The sequence below is a fragment of the Pedobacter sp. L105 genome (genome assembly GCF_009765875.1).
Taxonomy (GTDB): Bacteria; Bacteroidota; Bacteroidia; order Sphingobacteriales; family Sphingobacteriaceae; genus Pedobacter.
The window spans coordinates 451723-472659 of the sequence record NZ_LMUP01000014.1 but is presented as its reverse complement, the minus strand read 5'-3'; the positions used below and the strand labels follow the sequence as shown (position 1 = coordinate 472659).

The following is a 20937-nucleotide window of genomic DNA, read 5'->3' as shown; positions in this document are numbered from 1 at the left end:
ATATCACCTAAGTTTAGAGCCCGCTTATCTGCATATTATCTATAGTAGCTAAAGCCTTGTATGCACGCAAGCCAATGCTACCTGTCTTGTATTCATCATCAGTAGCACTAATGGCGGGTTTATCACTCCCATTTATAAACACTTCGAACTTGCTGCCTACAGCTTTCACCTTTAGCGTGTATGTTTGTGCTAATTTAAGGGGATAGTTAGCCCTGGCTATAGGCACCCATTTATTATTGCTCGCCTTGCCCAGTTCTATAAATCCGGAAGTAGCATTTAAACCCACATAATAACCTTTATACGCATCGGCACCAATGGCGGGATCAGATACCCTGAATACCAGGCCAGCATCGCCGGCCGTGCTGATCATAACATCGGCACTATAAAGCAGGTCTGCAAAATGAGTTCCGGTAGCAATTACTTTGGTACCGTTACCGCCAGAACCACCATCTTCATTAACCCCGGCATGGATGGCGTTATCTTTGCAAAACCAAATGCCACCGTAATTAATCAGCCCATCGGCTGTATTGTGATCAAAAGTTTGTGTGTAAGTTTTTGTCTTATAATCTGGTGTGCCGATGACGGGAAGAATACTCAGGCGTAAACTTTCTGATCCGTAAGGCACCAGGGTCACTTCCTCGGTTTTCTCATTGGACGATACCGGACCAAACGGAACGTCAAAAGCTGCCGTACCGCGGTAATCCATAGTCCATGATGGAATTTGTTTTGCTTTAACTTTTAGCTGCACGGGAGTTTCAGCCTGCATAAAAGGATTGGCTGATATCGGGTTTTTAACTACAGTAATATTTTGATCCAGTGTGCCGCTGCCTAGCAACAAGCCATAATTCCATGGCGATGCCGGGGTTATTTCAGTTTCAAAGAAACCTTTAACCGGGTATTCCTTAACGTTCTTCTGGTTAGGCGTTATCTTTAAAGCATAAACCAGTGGACCGCGTTCAATACTTACAGCATTGCTGAGTTGCGGTTGGATAGTAATATGCATCGGGAAACTTAACGTTACGCGATCACCATTCTTCCAGGCACGGTTAAGGGCAAATATTTCGCCGGCTTTTACACCTTCTATTGATTTGCCGTTCACTTTTATCACAGGCTTTAGACACCAGGCAGGGATACGTAACCGCAAAACAAATACCGCTGTTCTTTGCAGGGATATACTCAGATTGATCTGTTCATCAAAAGGGTAATTGGTATCCTCGGTGATCTTCACAGGGATGTTTTGTGCTACCCTGGCGGATACTTCCATTGGAGCATAAGCGTTAACGGCCAGGCCGCCATCCGGCGTAGCCATCCAGCTGTTCTTTACAAAATAAGGCCAGCCCATGTGCATATTGTAACGACAGCATGGGAAACCTGAATATGGGCTTGGCACAATACCATTACTATAATCCTGATTAAAACCATGTGGCCCGTATACGCTTTGCACCTGGTTAGGATAGGTATAATAAGTATGATTTTTAAGGTCTCGGCTAAATTGGGCGGGCAGCGCATTAAAGGCTAGTTTCTCCAATTGATCGCCCAGGGTTGACTGATGTATAATACGCGCACCAGTCTCCAAACTTTGCATCCATTCTACCACTGCACAGGTTTCCACCCCTTCAACAGAACTACGGCCTGACATAAACTCAGTTCCTGCACCAATGCCCTCCGGCTGACCGGCATATTCCATGATATGATCTATACCATTCTCCATCGCATCCATATACTTTGGTGACGGATCTACTTGTGCATACACCGCTGGAAATTTCAGTGCCTGGGCCACATTTACCATATGTTTTGGATGAAAATCAGCACCGTAATAAGCGAACTGGCCATTATTGAAAATATCTGCCCAGGGATAAGCCTGTTCTTTTAATTTGTTGACCAGCTCCAGCAGGTATTTATCACCGGTCTTGTTATACACCCATAGGGCTATCTCCATATTATCGCCAGCACGGGCCTTGCTCCACTCTTTTAGTGGGTCTTCATCTAAATTATCCAGCTCGTATTTTAAATATTTGGTCAGAAAGGGTATCACACGCTTATCGTTAGTAGCCTCATAATAACTTTGCGCAGCATACATAAAAGGCATGCGCGGCCACCAATCTTTCATATTAGCAGGCCCGAACAAACCGTTCGCCTGTTGGTGATCCAATGTATAATCTATCCATTTTTCTGCTTTTGCTTTCAGGTCAGCATCATCCATCGTGTAAGCCAGTGCCACCAGGCCTTTTACGTAATAGGGCAATTTTTCCCAGCTGTTGCCTTTACCACCTATCCAGTCTGAATTTTTCCCCAGCTCATTATCTCCGGGATAAAGTTCCTCAGCGTGGCCAGTAAAACCATCTTTTTGCAATTCCAGTTGCTTTAGAAGCCATCCCTTCGCTTTAATACTGCCTAAAGGCAGCTGAACATACACATCCTGTTTCAGCGGGGCACGGTCAAAAGTGTAGTTAGCCGTACTGATCTTTTGAGCAATGGCAACATTCACAAATAAAATGGCTGGCAGCACTAAAAGGTGGTATGATCTCATAAGTTTTTTATAAAAAAATAATATTTCAAAGCATACATGAAGTATGGGAATGAAAACTAAATATACTCTATTTCTTAATCCAAGTTTCTAATGATTTGGAAAGATCTGGAATATAAGGTTGCTCCAGCTTTAAAACTTCTCTATATTTAGGGTCTTGCTCCCCATCAGACCACGATATTGAATGTGTAGGTGTAAGATCCCTTACCCGATCGGTATTAACTATAGCTACAACTATTATTTCCGGCATCTTACCAATTTAACTCAAATATTGAACAACCCCAGTCGTGGTTTAAAAAAAAGAATAGCTATCTAACATATGTTTGAAGATATTTTTTTTCAAGCTTTAGCTATTAAAAAAAACAAAACCCGGACCAATTTCAGTAGTCCGGGCATAAAGGCAACAAATAATTGAAAACCCTTTATTGAATAGTTTTTAACATTTCTATTAATTCCAGAAATTGTTTAGGTGTTCCCACATTTGCATCAGCGGGAAAAGGATGCTTTTCACCAGACTTCACAAATCCCCTGCGTTCATACCAGTTCACCAACTCGATTCTTGCACTGAGTACTGTGATCATAATTACCGAACACTGGTGTTGTTTCGCATACTTTTCAGCTTCCTCCAATATTGCTCTTCCGGTTCTGTTATTTTGTAGCTCTGGCGATACGCACAACATGCCTAAATACAATTTTGAACCTTTAATTTCAAGATAAACGGTACCAACTATTTTACCTGTATCATCTAGTTGTTTAAGAATTGTAACCTCTTCATTATCAAAAAAGGATTTAATCGTTTGTTCATCAATCCTTGGACCATCGAGGAGTTCATCCTCAGAAGTCCAACCCAGCCTCGAAGTTTCTCCCCTATAGGCACTGTTAACCAAATTCGTAATTTCCGTTACATCTGATGGTATTGCTTTTATAATCGTCATTATTAAAGGTGGTGTTATAATTTAAAGCGCAAACCTACAAAGGATACAACAAATATTCAACTATAAATAAATAGAATTTATTTATAGATTACAGCCCATACTTATCGATCAGATAAACCAGGGTTACCATACTCGCCCCGCCAAGCTCCAGCTCTCTTCTGCTGATCTTATCAAATGTGTCGGCTGCACTATGGTGGATATCAAAAAAACGCTGATCTTCGCATTCTACACTAATCAATGCTTTTGCGATGTTTTTCATAGGCACTATATCTATTCCTCTTTGCTTAAAGGCTAAAATATGCAGCTGATAAGGTTGAAGCAGCCGTTGCCATAACTGCATATGTGCAACCACCTGCGGGCTTGCCTCTATACGAAATCCTTTGGGCATAAAACCACCAGCATCCTGTTCAATAACAGCAAGATGATTTTCGCCGGCAAGTTTTGCAGTTTCTGCATACTTTAAACCACCTCTGTTGCCATTTTCTTCATTAATGTATAATATCGCCCGAATAGTCCGTTCAGGATGTATACCCATTGCTTTGATGATACGCATCACTTCAATGGTTTGTACAAAGCCGGATCCATCATCACTGGCGGCTTCTGCAAGGTCCCATGAATCAATGTGAGCGCCTACGGTAATGATTTCTTCGGGATATTTCGAACCTCTGATTTCACCAATGACGTTATAAGATTTCACATCGGGTAACTGCTCACAGCCCATTTCGAGTTCAACCGTCAGGTTTGGGCTTAACTTTAATTCACTGCTTAATTTATCCGCACTATTGGTACTAATTGCAGCAGATGGTATTTTAGCGATCTTATCATCGTAACTCATCGCACCGGTGTGAGGCAGATTATCTTTTGACAAGGTCAATGACCTGACCAATGTTCCAATGGCACCTCGTTTAGCTGCTTCCACTGCGCCTGTAGAACGTTGATCATTTGCATCAAGATAGGCCTTAAAAGTTTCCAGTTCTTCGGGGTTCATCGCGCGGTTAAAGAATACAATCTTGCCCTTAACATCCTTTTCATCAAGTTCTTTCCATGATCTCACCTCAACCACTTGCGCACGCAATTTACCTGCGGTGGCAATTGAACCGCCTAATGCACATACATCCATACTGATTTTTGGTTCGCCAGTTATAACTATAGCAGCTTTTTCCTTTGCTCCTCTTATCCAATGCGGCACCATCACCTCTTGCAGGTAAACATGGTCGAGCCCAAGTGCATCCATTTTCAGTTTAGCCCACAGTACCGCCTTTTCCGCCTGGGGCGAACCACTTAAACGGGCACCAATATGACTGGTTAGGTAGCGCAGGTTTTCGTAGCTCTGCCCGTGATCAAGAGCTTCGTTATAAAGATGCCGTATCTGTGCAGAATCATCTGGAAATACCACCTGTGCCGAAACAGTGACCACTGTAATTAACAATGTCAGTACAGTTAACATCAACTTCTTGTTTACTGTAAGGGTCAACAGGAATTGATGCACAATGTTGTAATTGCTATCTTTCATAGGATAGAATAAAAAAATTCAGATACTACTGACCCAATGAATAAGTACTGTAATTTATAGGAACCCATCTATAGCCATTCCCATCTTTTTCTGTACGGACATGTCCAATTCCCGGAAAGGAAAGGTGATCTCCTGCAACCCAGTATCCTTCTTTTGCTGCTTCTGCAAATGCTTTTTTACGGGAAGCGGCAGCAGCCTTCGGATCTATATCATAAACGATTGTTACAGCCGGGTCTGGAAACTGAACAGCTGAGGAGTGTATAATATCGCCCCAGAAAACTATTTTCTGACCTTTACTTTCTACCGCATAAAAGCTGTGTCCGGGTGTGTGGCCAGGACTTGCAATCGGCGTTATTCCCGGAAAAAGCTCGTGGCCATAGGTATAGGTTTTTACTTTACCTGCGTTCATATAAGGGCCTACCTTGGTAGTTGCTTCAACAAAGTACTTTTTCATTCCTTCTGCTGCCTTTTTATAATTTTCAGGGCTTAGCCAGAAATCAGCTTCTACCTTACTGATGTATACCGTTGCATTTGGAAAAACCAGCCTGTTTCCATCCATCAGCCCACCGGTATGATCGGTATGTATATGGGTAATTAGAACCACATCTACCTGCTCCGGCGAATAACCAGCCCTTTTTATGCTTTCGCTTAAATGTCCAAGTGTCGGACCGTATAATTCAGCGGTTCCGGCATCGACTAAAATTAACCTATCCTTCGTTTTGATCAGATAAGCATTGACAGAAACTTCAACAGTACTTTGCTGGTAATTATTTGCAACTAACTTATTAATTTCCTGCGGTGTAGTATTCGTTAAAAGTTTGTCCAGCTCCTGTGGTATGGTTCCATCCGAGAGTGCAATGATTTCAAAATCACCCAGGCCCATATGATAGTATCCTGACTGAGCAAGTGGATTAGAAACTGACTGCTGTGCGTTGGCTGTTGTTGCCATCCCCGCAATAACTGCAACCGTAAAAAGGGGTTTTAAAATCTTTGTAAAATATATTGAATTGTTCATATTGTTAAGCGATCTGCTATCTCCATTGCTAACAGGTCGTATGCAAAGGTGTGATGATAGGTACGCTGTATCAAGTACGTACTTCATTATCATATAGGGCGAAAATTATCCCTATACCTTCTATAAAAACTAATAATTACTTTTACATCTTCAACAGCAGCATATGTACGAAAGGAAAATCCCTAAAGACCTGGATTGCGGAATGGCAATGATCATGGAAGTAATTGGCGGTAAATGGAAACCATGCCTGATACATAACATCAGCCGTGGTTTTAGAAGACCCAGTGAAATACAAAGGCTCAATAAAAAAGCCAGCCGAAGAGTGCTCAACCAACAACTTAAAGAATTGGAAGAACACGGGGTGATTACGCGGACGGTCTATGCGGAGCTTCCGCCAAAGGTTGAATATTTTCTAACAGACCTGGGAAATTCATTGTTACCTGTAATCCGTACCATGGACGACTGGGGTTCACAATATCTTGATCAGCCACAAAACATGCCCAAGGTTACTGCATTAAAGAATGTTTCGTAGTGACCTGCTAAAGGTCATGTAGTGGATTTCTCATTTTGCCTACAAAAATCCTCAATTAGCTTACAAGTGCAAGGCAGCCTTTGTTGACATTTGGTTACAATCAAATTAAAAATAATCTTATGGCACATCAGAATAAAACTAACCTTGACAAACGAATTGCCTTAGTAACCGGAGCCAATCAGGGTGTTGGTTTGCAGGTAGCAAAGGAACTGATGGCGAATGGCCACACAGTATTGGTTGGATCACGCGATTTCGGGAAAGGCGAAGCCGCAGCTAAGGAAATCGGCCCAGGCGCCATCGCGTTACAACTTGACGTAACGGATCGGGTTTCAATTGCCGCTGCAGCAGCATACATTGGCAAAAAGTTTGGCCGTCTCGACCTGCTCGTTAATAATGCCGCCATTTCGAATACTCAAAAGGGTAATTTATCTATGGAGGAATATTTTAAGATCTCCCGTGCGAGCAATGCTTCACTAGATGAGGTACGCGCGGTTTGGGAAACCAACGTATTTGGCGTTCTGGCTGTTTATCAGGCCATGCTGCCATTGCTGCGTGGGTCTTCAGACGCCCGTATCGTCAACGTGTCGAGTGGCGTTGGCTCGCTGACCACAAATGCCGACCCTGCTTACCCCTACCACGCAATATACGGCCCCATTTATCCTGCGTCAAAAGCTGCACTCAATGCGATGACGCTTGCCATGATGGTAGAGCTGGAATCTACCTCTATCAAGATCAATTTAGTCTCCCCTGCCTTTACGAGTACTAACCTTAATGGATTTGCAGGTATAGAATCTGTAGAAGACGGTTCACGTGAAGTGGTACGCGTAGCGTTGCTTGGTCCAGATGGTCCAACCGGTACATTCACGCGCTGGGAAAATACACATATCCCTTGGTAATACCACCGCCAGGCTATATCTTGTAAGAGGAAACCATCATCATAGATAATTCCGCCAAAGACAGCTGGAAGAAAATAAAAAAAGAATACTACTTCTAACACAATCGCCTGCGCATGAAAAAAGAAGCAGAAGTTCCGCATAAATTTGAATCGTTATCCGACTTTCATCGGGTGCTGGGCTTACCAAAGCCTTTGCACCCCTTGATTAGTTTAATCCGCAATACGGATGGCAAACTTAGGCCTGGTAATACATTCCCCGACCAATTCATTTTGTCTTTTTATAAGATCTCGTATAAACCCAATCTTCAGGGGAAATTTAAATATGGTCAGCATTTCTATGATTTTGATGAAGGAGGATTATTTTTTGTTTCGCCAAATCAATTAACAGGAACCCAGGAAAAAAACTTAGACTACAGCGGTTTTACTTTGTTTATCCATCCCGATTTCTTCCTGACTTATCCATTAGCAAAGAAAATCAAAGAATATACCTTCTTTACTTATGCTGCGCATGAGGTATTGCATCTTTCCGATAAAGAAAAGACAACTATCCTTTCTATTTCTACCATAATCGAAGAAGAGCTGGACAGCAGAATAGACGATTTTAGCCAGGACGTAATTATTTCCCAGATCGAATTATTATTAAATTATGCAAACCGTTTTTATAAACGTCAGTTCATCACCCGCAAAGCTGTAAGCAATGATCTGTTACAAAAACTGGAAGAAATTTTAGATGAGTACTTTGCAGGTGAAAAGTCGTTAAAACACGGCGTACCAACCGTTCAATACATTTCTGAAAAAATGAATATATCACCAGGTTACTTAAGTGATATGCTCCGTTCCATGACTGGACAAAATGCACAACAACATATACATTATAAACTAATAGAAAAGGCAAAAGAGAAATTATCAACCACTAATTTGTCTGTAAGTGAAGTTGCCTACGAGTTGGGTTTTGAACACCCGCAGTCGTTCAGCACACTGTTCAAGACAAAAACAAAACTTTCACCACTGGCATTCAGACGGTCTTTTAATTCTTAAATATTTACCTATTATGCCTTGATAGGCATTGTATCAATAGAATGCCCAGGTTAAACTGCTTTCACGAATATCTCCTTTTGATTTCTTACCTATCAAGTAGAAAAACTAAAAGGAAGAGGCCAATAAATTCGTTAATTAGCCTCCTGCTTTTAGTTTTACACCAGATTATTTTTGAATGAAAACATCAAGGTTAATGTCCATTGGCAGCTCAGCCGTATCTGCTGCATCTGCTAAAGTCATTTCTGTGATGAAACTTTCTGTAGGCATGCGCACTTTTTTCATATTTAATAACCAGTCGTTATCCTCTTCCCTATAACCCAATGGCAAAATTACGGTGCTCTTGTAACCGGTACCTTTTAATTTTAGAAGTTCATCTAACTTTTCAGGAAGAAATCCTTCTATCGGTGTAGCATCTACCTTTTGTTCTGCTGCTGCGGCAATCGCCATCGCAAAAGAAATGTAACTTTGTTTCGCTGCGTGGTGTGCCTGCCACTCCTTACCTTTCGTTGCGTACAGATCTAATATCGTATTTTTATACCCGTCCATTGTGCTGTGAGGCAAGTTACGCTCATCCATGATATAGTTGAATACATTTGAAATTCTTTCCTCTGTATATTCATCCCAGGCAGCAAAAACCAGGAGATGCGAACAATCTGCAATCTGGCTTTGGTTATAAGCAACGTCTTTAATTTTTTCTAACAGGGCCTGATCAGAGATCACAATAACTTTATATTGCTGTAAGCCGGAGGAAGATGGTGCCATACGGGCAGCTTCCAAAATATAGTCTAATTTTTCTTTAGGCACCGCTGTACCATTCATTTTTTTGGTAGCATAACGCCAGTGTAAATTTTCGAGTAAGCTCATATATTATTTTTTTTCAAAGTTAGGATCATCACATTAAAAAAGTAACTTTGTGACAAAAAGTAACTGTGACATTTGAATAACCTAAGTGACATTAAAGTAACCAGATTGTATATGGAAAACGTGAATCCTGAATATCCATCATTAGAAGATTGTTCAAAAAGAATCAGGGCCATTGATGACACAATGGACATCCTGAACGGTAAATGGAAAATCTCCATCTTGTCCCGCCTGTTGTATAAACCTATGCGGTATTCAGAGTTATTAAAAGATATCAATGGAATATCCGGAAAAATGCTCAGCCGGGAATTGCAGGATTTAGAAACAAATGGACTCATTAGCAGAACCGTTGCCTCAACCAAACCTTTAGCTGTAAGTTACGATGTAACAGCACACGGCCTGTCTTTAAAAATCCTAACCGATAACATTGCAGATTGGGGATTAGAACATAGAGAGCGGATTATTAATTCCAATAGAATTTCCCAGGTGAATAAGTAAGCCGCTGTATCATTTCATAAAAAACCGCAATGCAGGAAACAAGAGGAATACTGGACAAAATAAAACATCACGATAAACTGGCGATCACAGTAAACGACGATTGTAAGATCGCCTTACCAAACGAGGTATTGCAGATATTCCTAAATCCATATAAACTGTCTTTCTACTGTTTTGTATTTGTGTATCAAGGCACAAGCACTTACAGGGTAGACTTACAAGACAGTATCGTTGCCGATGGACAAATGCTTTTTGCTTTGCCGAACCAGATTTTCAGTAATTATCCTAAAAATGAGGATGAAAAGTCTTTTAAAGTTGTATTTGATGAGAATACTTTAGCACTTCTGCCAAACACCTATCATTTTTTAGTTAATCCATATAACATAAACACGATAGCCTTTGATCCGGTATCTAAAGAGCGGGTTAAAACAGTTTTTTCTATCCTGTTTGATCTGTTGCATTCTTCATCAAAACAGCAGCACAGTGAAATTATCCTTGCGCATTTGAATACCTTATTGACGGAGATTAACAGCGCTTACTTTCAGCAGCAAGGGATCGATGACACATTTTCCAATAATAAAATATCGAAATATATTGCGTTTAAACTCGCTGTTGAAACACATCTGACTGATCAGCATGATGTACAGTCTATTGCAGAAAAATTGGCAATGACCACTACAAGCCTTTATAGTGTGGTAAAAGAATTTTCTGGTGTATCGCCAAAAGAATGGATGACAAACCGCCTGATGCTGGAGGCCCAGCGAAAACTGCAGTACTCCAAACTTTCGGTAAAGGAACTCGCTTATGAACTGGGTTTTAATGATCCCGGCTATTTTTCACGTGCCTTTAAAAAAAGCACCGGTAAAAGTGTGAGCAGTTACCTTTCATCGCTCAATGATTTGTCCCATAATTAATAAGATTAGTCCCTTTCCGCTATTTTTCCACCGCCTACTTTTACTTTCATTAATTTAACAAATGTGGTTAAATGAAACCTTCAATTTCATGACCGCTAAAAACAAATCAAATGAAAACAGCATTAATAACAGGTGCCAACAAAGGTATTGGCTTAGAAGTAGCAAAAATACTTGCTCAAAAAGGATTTTTAGTTTATATAGGTTGCCGTAACCTCGAAAGCGGTTTAGCGGCAGTGGAAAAACTCAGGACTAAGGGAATTGAAAATATTGAAGCCATACAGCTTGATGTGACCGATCAGGGATCGATCAATAGTGCCCGTAAAACAATTGGTAAAAAATCTGATGTCCTGGATGTCCTGGTCAATAATGCAGGTATCTCGGGAGGCTTTCCGCAATCAGCACTCAATGGAACGGTCGATCAGTTTAAAACAGTATTTGCTACCAATGTATTCGGCGTAATTGGTGTAACACAGGCTTTTATTGACCTATTGAAAAAGTCAGACGAGCCTCGAATTGTAAACGTGAGCACCGCTATGGCGTCACTTACCCTCGCAGCAGATCCTTCTGTTTCAGGTTATGATAATAAAATGGCTGTATACCAATCGAGTAAAGCGGCATTGAATATGTACACGGTCAATCTTGCTTACGATCTTCGTGATACCTCCTTCAAAGTGAATGCAGTTTGTCCTGGTTATACTAAAACCGATTTCACCAACCAACAAGGTACAAGTACTGTGGAAGAGGCAGGACAACGTATTGCAAAGTATGCGTTAATTGATCAGGATGGACCAACCGGAAAATTTTTCAGTGAGGAATATTTCCCTGAATCAAACTGTCCCTGGTAAACAACAACCGCGCGAACAATACCGCAAATAGTCCTATCATTCCGCCGATACCGCCATTTTATAGGCGTTGAAAAGCACGTTTCTTTGCTGTATTCAAATATACATTATGACACCATCAGATAAAATACAAAAACCACAATCAATCTGTATGAATGCTATTGTCTGTGCCATAAGAGATACAGCAACCCATTTAAGAAGAATTAGCGTTAAACATGAGCTGCTCAAAGAAATTGGACCTATAGCTCCTGGCACTCATTTTAAAGTTTTTATTCCATTAAATAAAAATTCGCGAGCTGTTCTGCCAGATGTATCATCAGGAAGAGCCATCTGGGCGGATGAAGAAGATAAGCCTTATATCCGTACGTATACGGTGCGAAATATAGACCGAGTAAACGGAATTTTAGATGTCGAATTTGTACTTCACGGTGATACCGGTCCTGCATCCGCATGGGCAGGAAATGCTTCTGTTGGCGATTATTTGGGGATTGGATTAAAAAAATCGGGGAAAACACAGGAGAAATCAGATTGTTATTTATTTGCAGGAGACGAGACAGCGATACCCGCTATTTCGGCAATGCTGGAAGTTCTGCCTGCTGAAACAATCGGTTTCGCCTTTTTAGAAGTGGAAACTGAGGCAGATAAATTTCACATTAGAACTGACAGCGCTATTGAAATACGCTGGTTGATCCGCAATGGCATACCACCAGAACAATCACAACTGATATTAAATGCGGTCAAAAAAATTGTACTGCCAAACCCCATGCTAAGATCAAGATATATCTGGATTGCCGGTGAAGATCAAATGGTAAAAGTGATGCGTAGATATGCGGCGGAGGAGCTTGAGTTAAACCGCGAAGAATTACACGCTACTGTTTACTGGAAAGCAGGGCTAAGCGAAGACAACTATTCCAAAATCAGGCTTGCTCAATAATTTATGGTTTAAATATGAGCAAAGGAACTTGTTGCAAAAGGTTTTATAGCAAATGCAGCGGCGTCGGGCTAGTTTATTAAAAATTCAGGTATACAAATCCTCATAGAAGATTAAAGAGGTTTTGTATACCTGATTTTCATCGCTGGGCTGCTTAGCGAACATTAAACAATCGGGAAATTTCCTCCATCAATAACATAATTTGCTCCGGTTATAAAAGAAGCCTTTGGAGAAACCAGGAAATAAACTAATTCTGCCGTCTCTTCAGGTTCTGCCATTCTTCCCATCGGTACTCCGCCAAGTCTTGCCATTAGGTTTTGGGTCATCTCCTCAACGGTAATGCCCGCATTTTTAGCTAAATCTTCCAGGAAGATAGCCATTGCCTGGGTTTTGTTTAATCCCGGGGAAACCGTTACTACCCTTACGCCCTGTGGAGCAACTTCGGTAGACAATGCTTTACTATAGGCATTCAGCGCAGCCTTAGCCGAGCTATAGGCCATGGTAGATTCCCATATTGGCAGCATTCCGCTGGTTGAGGAGATATGAATAATCACACCGCTTTTTTGTTGCAGCATCTTAGGCAATAAAGCCCTGTCCATACGTACTGAAGACAACAGGTTTACCTGCAGTGCCTGGTCCCAATGTTCATCTGTGAGCGTACTAAATCCTCCACCGGGAAAGGTATTTGCACCCATGTTATTGACCAGTATATCTACCCCTCCAAATTGTTCATTGATCTCTTTTACTACCCCGGCAACACTTTTAGCATCTGATGTGTCTGCCGCAATAAAATGATGTTGCATTTCTATTTCTCCGGGATGGTTTCTAGCCGTTACAATAACCCTGGCTCCGGCCAGCGCTAATCTATCTGCAATAGCTTTCCCAATACCTTTAGTTCCACCTGTTACAAGTGCAATTTTGCCTGCGAGATCTCTATTTAATTCTTGTTGATTTTCCATTTTAATATATTGTTTTAGAATTGATATTTATCGGTTATAAAGCAAGTTGTCATCAGCCTATTTTCATCGGTTTTATCATATTCAAGAGTTCCTAAAACCGGTTTATGATGACTTATCGATATTACGTTTGACAGTTTATTTATCATTTTAATTCATCCTGGTAAATTGGATCCGTATATCCATATTTATTTAATTTACTTTTGTTTCACAAAGGAACTAAAAGAAATAAACCCTCACTGGTAAGTTTAGTGAATTAGTGGTTTCAATAAGGTAACTAAAGGCGATTAGTGGTATCATAAATGTAACTAATGAGAAAAGAGAGAAATAACCCCCACAACTGCGCGGTAGTCCGTACTGTGGGATATATAGGTGGAAAATGGAAACCTATCATTTTAATCAGGTTAATTGGTGGCAGCGTCCGTTTTGGTAAATTAACGGTGCAGATGCCTGATATATCCAGAAAAATTTTGACCATGCAATTAAGAGAACTGGAAGAGGATGGGTTGATCATCCGCCACAGCTATAGCGAAAAGCCCCCACGGGTTGAGTATGAATTGAGCACCTTAGGAAAAACCCTTATACCAGTTTTAAAAGCAATGTTTGACTGGGGAGTTCAAATGGAAGATCCTTTGAAACGCTCGTCGTGGAATCCTGTTTTAACGGAAGACAAATAAATAAACGAACTTGTTACTGGAATAGTTTTGCAATAACTATCCAAATGGATAGGTTAAAAAATTGCAGGATGAAAACGGAATGTATTGGCGATTATGTAAAACTGAAAGGGGAAACTTATCCTTGTACGGTGAGCATGACTATGGATTTGGTGGGCGGAAAATGGAAAGCAGTCATTCTTTACCATCTAAAGGACGAGGCAAAAAGATATAACGAACTCCGCAAAGAAATGCCTTCTGTTACCGAAATGACGTTGAGTTTACTGTAACAGTTCCCCCTGTATTGGCAAAAATTAGTTTTAGAGGCCTTACTTCAACGTTTCAACCTGCGGCTAGCTAATTTACCGGAAATGGATCACTTTTGGGAAATGGGTTAGAGAAAACAATGTTTTTCACCATATTTGCATTTACAGCAACTAAATTATCAAGAAGTTCAATGAAAAGCTCTGCTATTATAGTACATAAGGACGAACTGAAATCCAGGGGCGTAGAAATCAAATCTTTCAGCGAGTTAAAACAAATACCGCAAACTCCTCACCGGGATGACCACTACATGTTCATTATCCAGCAAAAAGGCTTTTTTTTATGGGAATTGGATTTTAAAACAGTAAGCTTATCTGGTCCTTCTTTATGTTTTTTAGCACCTGGCCAGGTGCATCATTATCTAAATTACGACCAATGCGAGGGCTGGCTGGTGTTTGTTGATAACGAAGTGATATCCGGCCAATACCGTGATATATTTGATACTTATTTGAATACGCAACAATCGGTAAGCGTTCAAAATGATCATGCCTCTTTTAGCATGCTACCTATATTGGAAAATCTGCTTAAAAAGTCCTCCATCCCGTTGCAAAAAACAATCATCAATTCCCTGATAGAAAGTTTAACAGGACTGATTGCTTTACAAATTGTCCAGTCGAAACAATCCTTAAATCTAATAGGCGGACAAAAATACAATACTGTTATCCGCTTTAAGCGAACGGTAAGTGCAAAACGCAAACAAATAAAGCAGGTTAAAGCTTACGCATCATTGCTACACATCACTCCCCTTTATCTTAATCAGATCGTGAAAGAGATTACCGGATTTTCTGCCAGTTATTGGATCACCCAGGAGATTTTACTGGAAGCTAAGCGAATTTTGTATTATAGTACTCTTGACGTTAAGCAGGTCGCTTATGAGTTGGGTTATGACGACCATGCTTACTTTTCACGCTTTTTCAAAAAGAATACAGGGATGACAGCCCTGGACTTTCGAAACTCAAAACCATTGTTTGTCCAATCATAACCATTGAACAGCCATCTTTTCAGATTTCCTTCCTTCTAATTTTGTATTCGTAAAATAGTTAATCATACGAAACAAAATGACACAAAAAAACAAAATAGCCCTGGTTACTGGTGGGAGCCGTGGCTTAGGTAAAAACATCGCACTAAAGTTAGCTGACAAAGGTTTTGATGTAATCATCACCTACCACACTAAAAAACAGGAGGCTCTGCAAGTTGCTGAAGACGTAATAAAAGCGGGCGTCATGGCAGTAGTAATTCAGTTAAGTGCAGATAAAGTTGCAACATTCCCTGATTTTTTCGAAAGTCTCAAAGAAACTTTGAAAGAAAATTTTAATTCAAGCCATTTCGATTATCTGGTCAATAACGCAGGGTTTGGTTTCAATGCCCCCTTCGCGATCACTACTGAAGATCAGTTTGACCAGTTGATGAACATTCAATTCAAAGGTGTTTATTCTTTCACTCAATACGCCTTACCATACCTCAATGATCATGGTGGCATCGTCAACCTATCCAGCCGCTTATCGCAGGCTTATATGCCGGGATATTCAGCTTACGCAGCCGTGAAGGGCGCTGTTGAAACGCTGACGCGTTACGAGGCAAAAGAACTGGCAGTAAGAGGCATCAGGGTAAATGCGATTGCACCGGGTCCCATTGCAACCGACTTTGCAGGAGGTGTTATCAGGGATAATCCACAGTATAACGCTAATGTAACTGCTATGACTTCATTAGGACGTGTAGGCGTTCCCGAAGATATAGGTGGTGTGGTTGCATTTTTATGTTCTGACGATGCCCGCTGGATCACAGCACAGCGCATTGAGGTTTCAGGCGGCATGAATTTATAATTATCAAACAAGAAAAATTAAATGAATACGATCAATATTAACAGCCCTACCAATAGTTTTGCCAAAATCATAACGCCAATTATCATCTCAGTTTTCGGCGTTTACCTGACGATTGGGATGACATTGGGTGTACTACCGGGCTTTGTGAAAAACGATTTAAAATTTGGCACCCTTACCGTCGGGATCATTATCGGTTTGCAATCCATAGCCACTTTATTTACAAGAGCTTATTCCGGCAAGTTGACCGACACAAAAGGTGCAAAAAAAAGTAACCATAGCGGAATCTTGCTTATCATATTATCTGGTATTATATATATCGCAGCTGCATTTTCCAGCCACAGTGTTTTGCTGGCCCTGGGACTGACCATACTGGCGAGGATGATTCACGGTATATCAGAAAGCTTGTCCATTACCGGGGCATTAACTTGGGGTATAGGCTTGGTTGGGGCGCAAAAATCGGGCAAAGTAATGACCTGGAATGGCATTGCCATGTATGCAGGGATTGCTGTAGGTGCACCTTTAGCCATATGGATGGAAAGCATGTTTGGAATAACCTATGTATTTGCCTTGATTATCCTGCTGTCCGTCATCAGCTGGATTTCAACAGCTAAATTACCTGCCCTGCCAGTTGATACCTCACACGTCCTGACTCCATTTTACAAGGTGATACGTATGATTGCCGGGCAAGGTTTAGGATTGGCATTTTCTTCTATCGGATTTGCCTGCATATCTTCCTTTATCTCGTTGTTTTTTGCCGGAAGAAACTGGGGCAATCCCTCTATGGCCTTTATGGCTTTCGGAGGATTTTATATACTCACAAGGGTATTTTTCTCCTCATTTACGGATCGATTTGGCGGATATAAGATTGCACTGGTGTCACTGGTTATTGAGGTTGCCGGTCAATTGTTAATCGGCTTTTCTACAACAGCAACAATGGCGATTGTTGGGTGTGCGCTCACAGGAGTGGGATTTTCATTGATATTTCCTGCTTTGGGCGTATTGGCGATAAAAAAAGTACAGCCACAAATGCGTGGAACAGCATTAGGTGCCTTTGCAGCTTTTTTCGATCTTTCATTAGGACTTGCAGGACCAGCGGCAGGACTAATAGCAGGCTGGTATAGTTATCAAGCGGTTTATATATTTGGTGCCATCAGTTGTTCGCTGGCTGCTTTTATATTATTATATAATAAAAACCGATGATTTTGGAATGAAATAACTAATTCCAAGTTAAGAAAGTGACCACAAAACAGTGGTCATTTTTTTTAAATTTAGATGTATCAGATATGTTTGAGTATTCAGTCTTTTCCTACGTAGAAGAGATATTTAAATAAGACCAGTTTTACAGGCATATCTAACAAGGGCGAATCCATTTGGACAACCTGTTTTATCTTGCATATTACTCTTATGCGCTTTTACCGTTTTTTCCGAAATATAAAGTTTTTCACCAATTTGTTTATTGCTGAGCCCTGCACTGGTTAATAATAAGATTTCAATCTCCCTTTTTGAAAGCAGCTTATCTTCTTTATTCAAATAAAAAACCTTCCTTTCGAAATACTGATTTGCTGGTTGGTCTAATCGTTGTACAGTTTGGATGATCCGGTTGTCAAAGTGATGATCAGTAATATCTATTAGCATTCCCATACTATACAGTGGATTGCCAAAATCATCTGATATGAAGCAATTTCTTTGTAAGAATTTACTAAAACCTCCCTCACTGTTTTTTACTTGTAAAGTATATGAAAATACGTAATTGTTATGCTGATCAGGAGCCATACCCTTTAAAATAGTTAACCGCTCAGGGAAAATTTCTTTGTTGAATAGATTTAGATGCTGAGGATGAATGATTTCAAGCGTATGGTCCAAGCCAAGCTTTAGAAAACATTCAGATTTATATCCGGCAAAGTTCTCGGCCATCGTGATATATCTACTTTGAGTGTAATCTAAAATATATGTATAGGGCATATGGCTGCGAAAAAAAGGATTCATCATTACATCAGAACCAAAAAAACCATCGAAGCCCAACATTTTGCGTTTTTCAAGCTGAGTCGATTCAACATTTAAGTTGTTCAAATAGTTTAACCAGGTTCTGTTTTTATCGTCCCGCATTTTTTATTGGGGTGGTTTATTGATGTATAATATTTTGCAATAATAGGGCTAAAGTCCTATTGTAAGAAATAATCGGCTGAAATATTTTTGAAAGCATAAAACACTATCAATTAAACATTTAACACGCTCATACATATCTATAAACACAAGAATTAACAATGCAAAAAACATATAGCGATTAAGGTTTTTTTTAACGTTTTAGCACTACTTCAGGTATATCTCTTCTTTCAGCCAATCAATAGCATTCGAAAAAAAAATTAATAAATAAACAATCTCAATTCACAAAATCAATTAAACATGCACTCAAAAATTACCACTAAAAAATTTTATTCATTAACCTGCGTTATTCTGTTTACCGTCTTTCTATTTGACAATATGCAACTCCAGGCACAGGAAAGATCTGCTTACCGGGCTGGTTATATCCGGCTGGGATTCACTAGTCTGGGTAATTCCCTCGATAATAATTTATCACCCCTGCAAAACATTTTAAAAGGAAATTATGGTGCAAGCTCCGGCTTTGTTTTTGAAACTGGAAGAGTGTTTTATTTTATGAAAAAAGATAAAAGAAGATTGGTCAATTTGGGACTCGATTGGACGTATTCCTCCTTAAATTATAATAAAATGGACAAATGGGATGCCTATGGAAAGGCTTCAGGGTCTCCGGAGTACGCTGTAGAGGACACTAAAATAGCAGCCGCCATATCCTCTAAACTCGGTCCAGTAGTGTCCTTTAATCCAATTGAAAATCTGGTGATCGATATACGGGCACAGATTGCACCTACTATCAGGTATTTTGATTTGAACTATACTGAAGATAACGGCAATACAATCACCAGGTATTTTTCATTTGTGGATGATCAGGCTCAAAACGAGGATGAAGGTTTTAATGCTGAATCCATAAAAAACCGGATCGCATTTGGCTTCCAAAAGTCATTCGGCCTAACTATACGCAGAAAAGCGATCGGACTAGCTTTAGATTATATCTCAGGGAATGTCAAAAGCACTTATCAGTCTGAAGACATTTCTGGTTCGAGCCACGGAAAAGCAAATATTCCCGTAAGTAATCTACAAATAAAAGTAAGTCTCACGCTCTAAGTCTACTTCCAACAAATTAAAAAAGGCCTGAATTGGCCTTTTTTAATTTTAACCTGTAGTCATTTACATCACTTTAAATGTGATCTTAGCATCCAGGCCATTTTTTCGTGTGTTTCAAGCAATCCTGTGATAAAATCGCTGGTGCCATAATCCTTTAATCCATTTGCAAAATGATCAATGTTTTCTCTGAGGTGAATGATAAGACCCTCATGGTCTGATAAAAGTTCTTTTATAAAACCATCTGAATTGTTTAGTTCGTGCAAACGTTCTGAAAAATGAGTTAACTCCAGAAAGCTTTTAAGGGTGGCAGGCGCATAATGTCCTAAAGACCGGATACGTTCGGCTACGCTATCAACGATCTCATCCAGTTGTTTAAATTGTACTTCAAAAAACAAGTGTTTGCTATGAAAATCTATCCCTTCAACGTTCCAATGGGCGTTTTTGGTTTTAGTATACAATAAAAACTCATCTGCTAAAATAGCATTCAAAATGTGTGAAACTTCTAAACGATTTTCTGGTGTGATTCCAATGCCTGGTTCCATAATGTAATTGATTTAATTTTGTGTTGATTTTAAATTAGGTATCAGTTTTCTTATATTTTGAGTAAAGATAGAAATTATTATTTCTCAAAAATTAGATTTAATAACAATATCTATTATCTTGACGATAAGTACTATAAGCCAAACGATAGCATATTAATACCTTTTCATGTTAATTAGCAGAGGTTAATGATGCTTACGCAGCTTATGTGGGTTATGCTACCGGGCGGTTGAAAAGAGCCTTCGAATTATAATACAGTAGTATGTATACTTATCTATTAGCAGATATAAAAAAAAGCAGCGCTACTCATGATCAGCAGGTATTGCTTAATTTTGCCTGCTAAATTCTTTTCGTAATCTGCTGACAGTTTCCCTTGATACCCCTAGATAAGAGGCTACCATATGTAATGGCACCCTGTTAAAAACACCGGGATATGTTTTCTGAAATTCATTATATTTTTCTTCAGCGGATGAGCTGATGAGCGAATATATGCGGCGTTGGCTGGCTTCATAACTATTGGCCATCAGGGTTTCCTGGAACTCTTTTAAAGCCGGAATGGCCGTCATTAATTCCGTCCATTTCTGTTTCGTCCAAATGATCACAGTGCTTGCAGACAGTGCTTCGATAGTGAACATAGAAGGCTTCTCGTGATTATAACTTTCCACGTCAGTTACCCACCAATTATCTATACCAAACCTGAACGTATGTTCTTTACCGTCTTCCCCGATTGCGTAAATCCGTAAACATCCGCTGGCGATAAAACAATTGGTCAGCCAAATATCTCCGTCCTGCGCTAATGGCTGCCATTTACGCAAGTGCCTTTCAACACTACCCGCATGGATCAGCTCCAGATCTTCATCTGAAATTTCTATGTGGTTACGCAGGTATTTTGCAAAAACTTCAAACATCTAAGCAAATGTAATAAAAGCCATCGCATTTAAT

22 protein-coding genes are annotated in these 20937 nt (G+C 40.1%); 13 read left to right on the top strand and 9 right to left on the bottom strand.

Going from position 1 to position 20937, the window contains the following annotated elements:
• Positions 1 to 13: 13 nt before the first annotated feature.
• The 4 genes from GSQ84_RS25150 to GSQ84_RS25135 form a co-directional block, all read right to left on the bottom strand.
• Positions 14 to 2530, bottom strand: a complete 2517-nt coding sequence (locus tag GSQ84_RS25150; RefSeq protein ID WP_158800124.1) for a beta-L-arabinofuranosidase domain-containing protein — start codon at positions 2528 to 2530, stop codon at positions 14 to 16.
• 419 nt (positions 2531 to 2949) lie between these two features.
• Positions 2950 to 3462 carry a GNAT family N-acetyltransferase gene (locus GSQ84_RS25145; protein WP_158800123.1) on the bottom strand — a complete coding sequence of 171 codons (513 nt, stop codon included), beginning with the start codon at positions 3460 to 3462 and terminating at the stop codon, positions 2950 to 2952.
• Between the two features lie 88 nt (positions 3463 to 3550).
• Positions 3551 to 4975 carry a M28 family peptidase gene (locus tag GSQ84_RS25140; RefSeq protein ID WP_254070980.1) on the bottom strand — a complete coding sequence of 475 codons (1425 nt, stop codon included), beginning with the start codon at positions 4973 to 4975 and terminating at the stop codon, positions 3551 to 3553.
• A gap of 25 nt (positions 4976 to 5000) precedes the next feature.
• Entirely contained in the window at positions 5001 to 5990 is a 990-nt protein-coding gene (locus GSQ84_RS25135; RefSeq protein WP_174238694.1) for an MBL fold metallo-hydrolase, read from the bottom strand.
• A 163-nt stretch (positions 5991 to 6153) separates the two neighbouring features.
• Between GSQ84_RS25135 and GSQ84_RS25130 the strand changes: the two genes are divergently transcribed.
• The 3 genes from GSQ84_RS25130 (at position 6154) to GSQ84_RS25120 (ending at position 8455) form a co-directional block, all read left to right on the top strand.
• Positions 6154 to 6522: a helix-turn-helix domain-containing protein gene (locus GSQ84_RS25130; RefSeq protein WP_158800122.1), complete on the top strand. Its 369-nt coding sequence runs from the start codon at positions 6154 to 6156 to the stop codon at positions 6520 to 6522.
• A gap of 119 nt (positions 6523 to 6641) precedes the next feature.
• Positions 6642 to 7418 (top strand): SDR family NAD(P)-dependent oxidoreductase, encoded by a 777-nt coding sequence (locus tag GSQ84_RS25125; protein ID WP_158800121.1) that lies wholly within the window; start codon positions 6642 to 6644, stop codon positions 7416 to 7418.
• A 113-nt stretch (positions 7419 to 7531) separates the two neighbouring features.
• The gene (locus GSQ84_RS25120) at positions 7532 to 8455 is read left to right on the top strand and encodes an AraC family transcriptional regulator (protein WP_158800120.1); all 924 of its coding nucleotides are present in this window, start codon (positions 7532 to 7534) and stop codon (positions 8453 to 8455) included.
• A 165-nt stretch (positions 8456 to 8620) separates the two neighbouring features.
• Here the strand turns inward: GSQ84_RS25120 and GSQ84_RS25115 are convergent, their stop codons facing one another.
• Entirely contained in the window at positions 8621 to 9319 is a 699-nt protein-coding gene (locus GSQ84_RS25115) for a nitroreductase family protein (RefSeq protein ID WP_158800119.1), read from the bottom strand.
• A gap of 111 nt (positions 9320 to 9430) precedes the next feature.
• Between GSQ84_RS25115 and GSQ84_RS25110 the strand changes: the two genes are divergently transcribed.
• From GSQ84_RS25110 to GSQ84_RS25095, 4 genes are all read left to right on the top strand, one after another.
• Positions 9431 to 9814, top strand: a complete 384-nt coding sequence (locus GSQ84_RS25110; protein ID WP_158800118.1) for a helix-turn-helix domain-containing protein — start codon at positions 9431 to 9433, stop codon at positions 9812 to 9814.
• A 29-nt stretch (positions 9815 to 9843) separates the two neighbouring features.
• The gene (locus GSQ84_RS25105; protein ID WP_158800117.1) at positions 9844 to 10725 is read left to right on the top strand and encodes a helix-turn-helix domain-containing protein; all 882 of its coding nucleotides are present in this window, start codon (positions 9844 to 9846) and stop codon (positions 10723 to 10725) included.
• Between the two features lie 110 nt (positions 10726 to 10835).
• The gene (locus GSQ84_RS25100; protein WP_158800116.1) at positions 10836 to 11570 is read left to right on the top strand and encodes an SDR family oxidoreductase; all 735 of its coding nucleotides are present in this window, start codon (positions 10836 to 10838) and stop codon (positions 11568 to 11570) included.
• Between the two features lie 106 nt (positions 11571 to 11676).
• Positions 11677 to 12501, top strand: a complete 825-nt coding sequence (locus GSQ84_RS25095) for a siderophore-interacting protein (protein WP_158800115.1) — start codon at positions 11677 to 11679, stop codon at positions 12499 to 12501.
• Between the two features lie 161 nt (positions 12502 to 12662).
• Here GSQ84_RS25095 and GSQ84_RS25090 read toward each other — a convergent pair whose 3' ends face one another.
• The gene (locus GSQ84_RS25090) at positions 12663 to 13457 is read right to left on the bottom strand and encodes an SDR family oxidoreductase (RefSeq protein ID WP_158800114.1); all 795 of its coding nucleotides are present in this window, start codon (positions 13455 to 13457) and stop codon (positions 12663 to 12665) included.
• Between the two features lie 308 nt (positions 13458 to 13765).
• On the opposite strand from GSQ84_RS25090, the gene GSQ84_RS25085 reads away from it, so the two are divergent.
• The 5 genes from GSQ84_RS25085 to GSQ84_RS25065 all read left to right on the top strand — a co-directional run bounded on the left by GSQ84_RS25085 (position 13766) and on the right by GSQ84_RS25065 (position 17454).
• Positions 13766 to 14131 (top strand): helix-turn-helix domain-containing protein, encoded by a 366-nt coding sequence (locus tag GSQ84_RS25085; RefSeq protein ID WP_158800113.1) that lies wholly within the window; start codon positions 13766 to 13768, stop codon positions 14129 to 14131.
• A gap of 68 nt (positions 14132 to 14199) precedes the next feature.
• A complete protein-coding gene (locus GSQ84_RS28135; protein WP_254070979.1) occupies positions 14200 to 14397 on the top strand; it encodes a helix-turn-helix domain-containing protein in 198 nt (65 codons plus the stop codon).
• A gap of 167 nt (positions 14398 to 14564) precedes the next feature.
• Entirely contained in the window at positions 14565 to 15413 is an 849-nt protein-coding gene (locus tag GSQ84_RS25075) for a helix-turn-helix domain-containing protein (RefSeq protein WP_158800112.1), read from the top strand.
• Positions 15414 to 15489: 76 nt separating this feature from the next.
• Complete coding sequence (locus GSQ84_RS25070) at positions 15490 to 16254, top strand: SDR family NAD(P)-dependent oxidoreductase (protein WP_158800111.1); 765 nt, start codon at positions 15490 to 15492, stop codon at positions 16252 to 16254.
• Positions 16255 to 16275: 21 nt separating this feature from the next.
• Positions 16276 to 17454 (top strand): MFS transporter, encoded by a 1179-nt coding sequence (locus GSQ84_RS25065; protein WP_158800110.1) that lies wholly within the window; start codon positions 16276 to 16278, stop codon positions 17452 to 17454.
• A 123-nt stretch (positions 17455 to 17577) separates the two neighbouring features.
• On the opposite strand, the gene GSQ84_RS28290 is transcribed toward GSQ84_RS25065, so the two are convergent.
• Positions 17578 to 18360, bottom strand: coding sequence for a LuxR C-terminal-related transcriptional regulator (locus GSQ84_RS28290; protein ID WP_158800109.1), 783 nt, complete (start codon positions 18358 to 18360; stop codon positions 17578 to 17580).
• A gap of 297 nt (positions 18361 to 18657) precedes the next feature.
• On the opposite strand from GSQ84_RS28290, the gene GSQ84_RS25055 reads away from it, so the two are divergent.
• On the top strand, positions 18658 to 19455 hold the full coding sequence (locus tag GSQ84_RS25055; protein ID WP_158800108.1) for a hypothetical protein: 798 nt from the start codon (positions 18658 to 18660) through the stop codon (positions 19453 to 19455).
• Positions 19456 to 19523: 68 nt separating this feature from the next.
• Here GSQ84_RS25055 and GSQ84_RS25050 read toward each other — a convergent pair whose 3' ends face one another.
• Complete coding sequence (locus GSQ84_RS25050; protein WP_158800107.1) at positions 19524 to 19997, bottom strand: Dps family protein; 474 nt, start codon at positions 19995 to 19997, stop codon at positions 19524 to 19526.
• Between the two features lie 324 nt (positions 19998 to 20321).
• Positions 20322 to 20903 (bottom strand): Crp/Fnr family transcriptional regulator, encoded by a 582-nt coding sequence (locus GSQ84_RS25045; RefSeq protein ID WP_158800106.1) that lies wholly within the window; start codon positions 20901 to 20903, stop codon positions 20322 to 20324.
• Between the last annotated feature and the right edge of the window lie 34 nt (positions 20904 to 20937).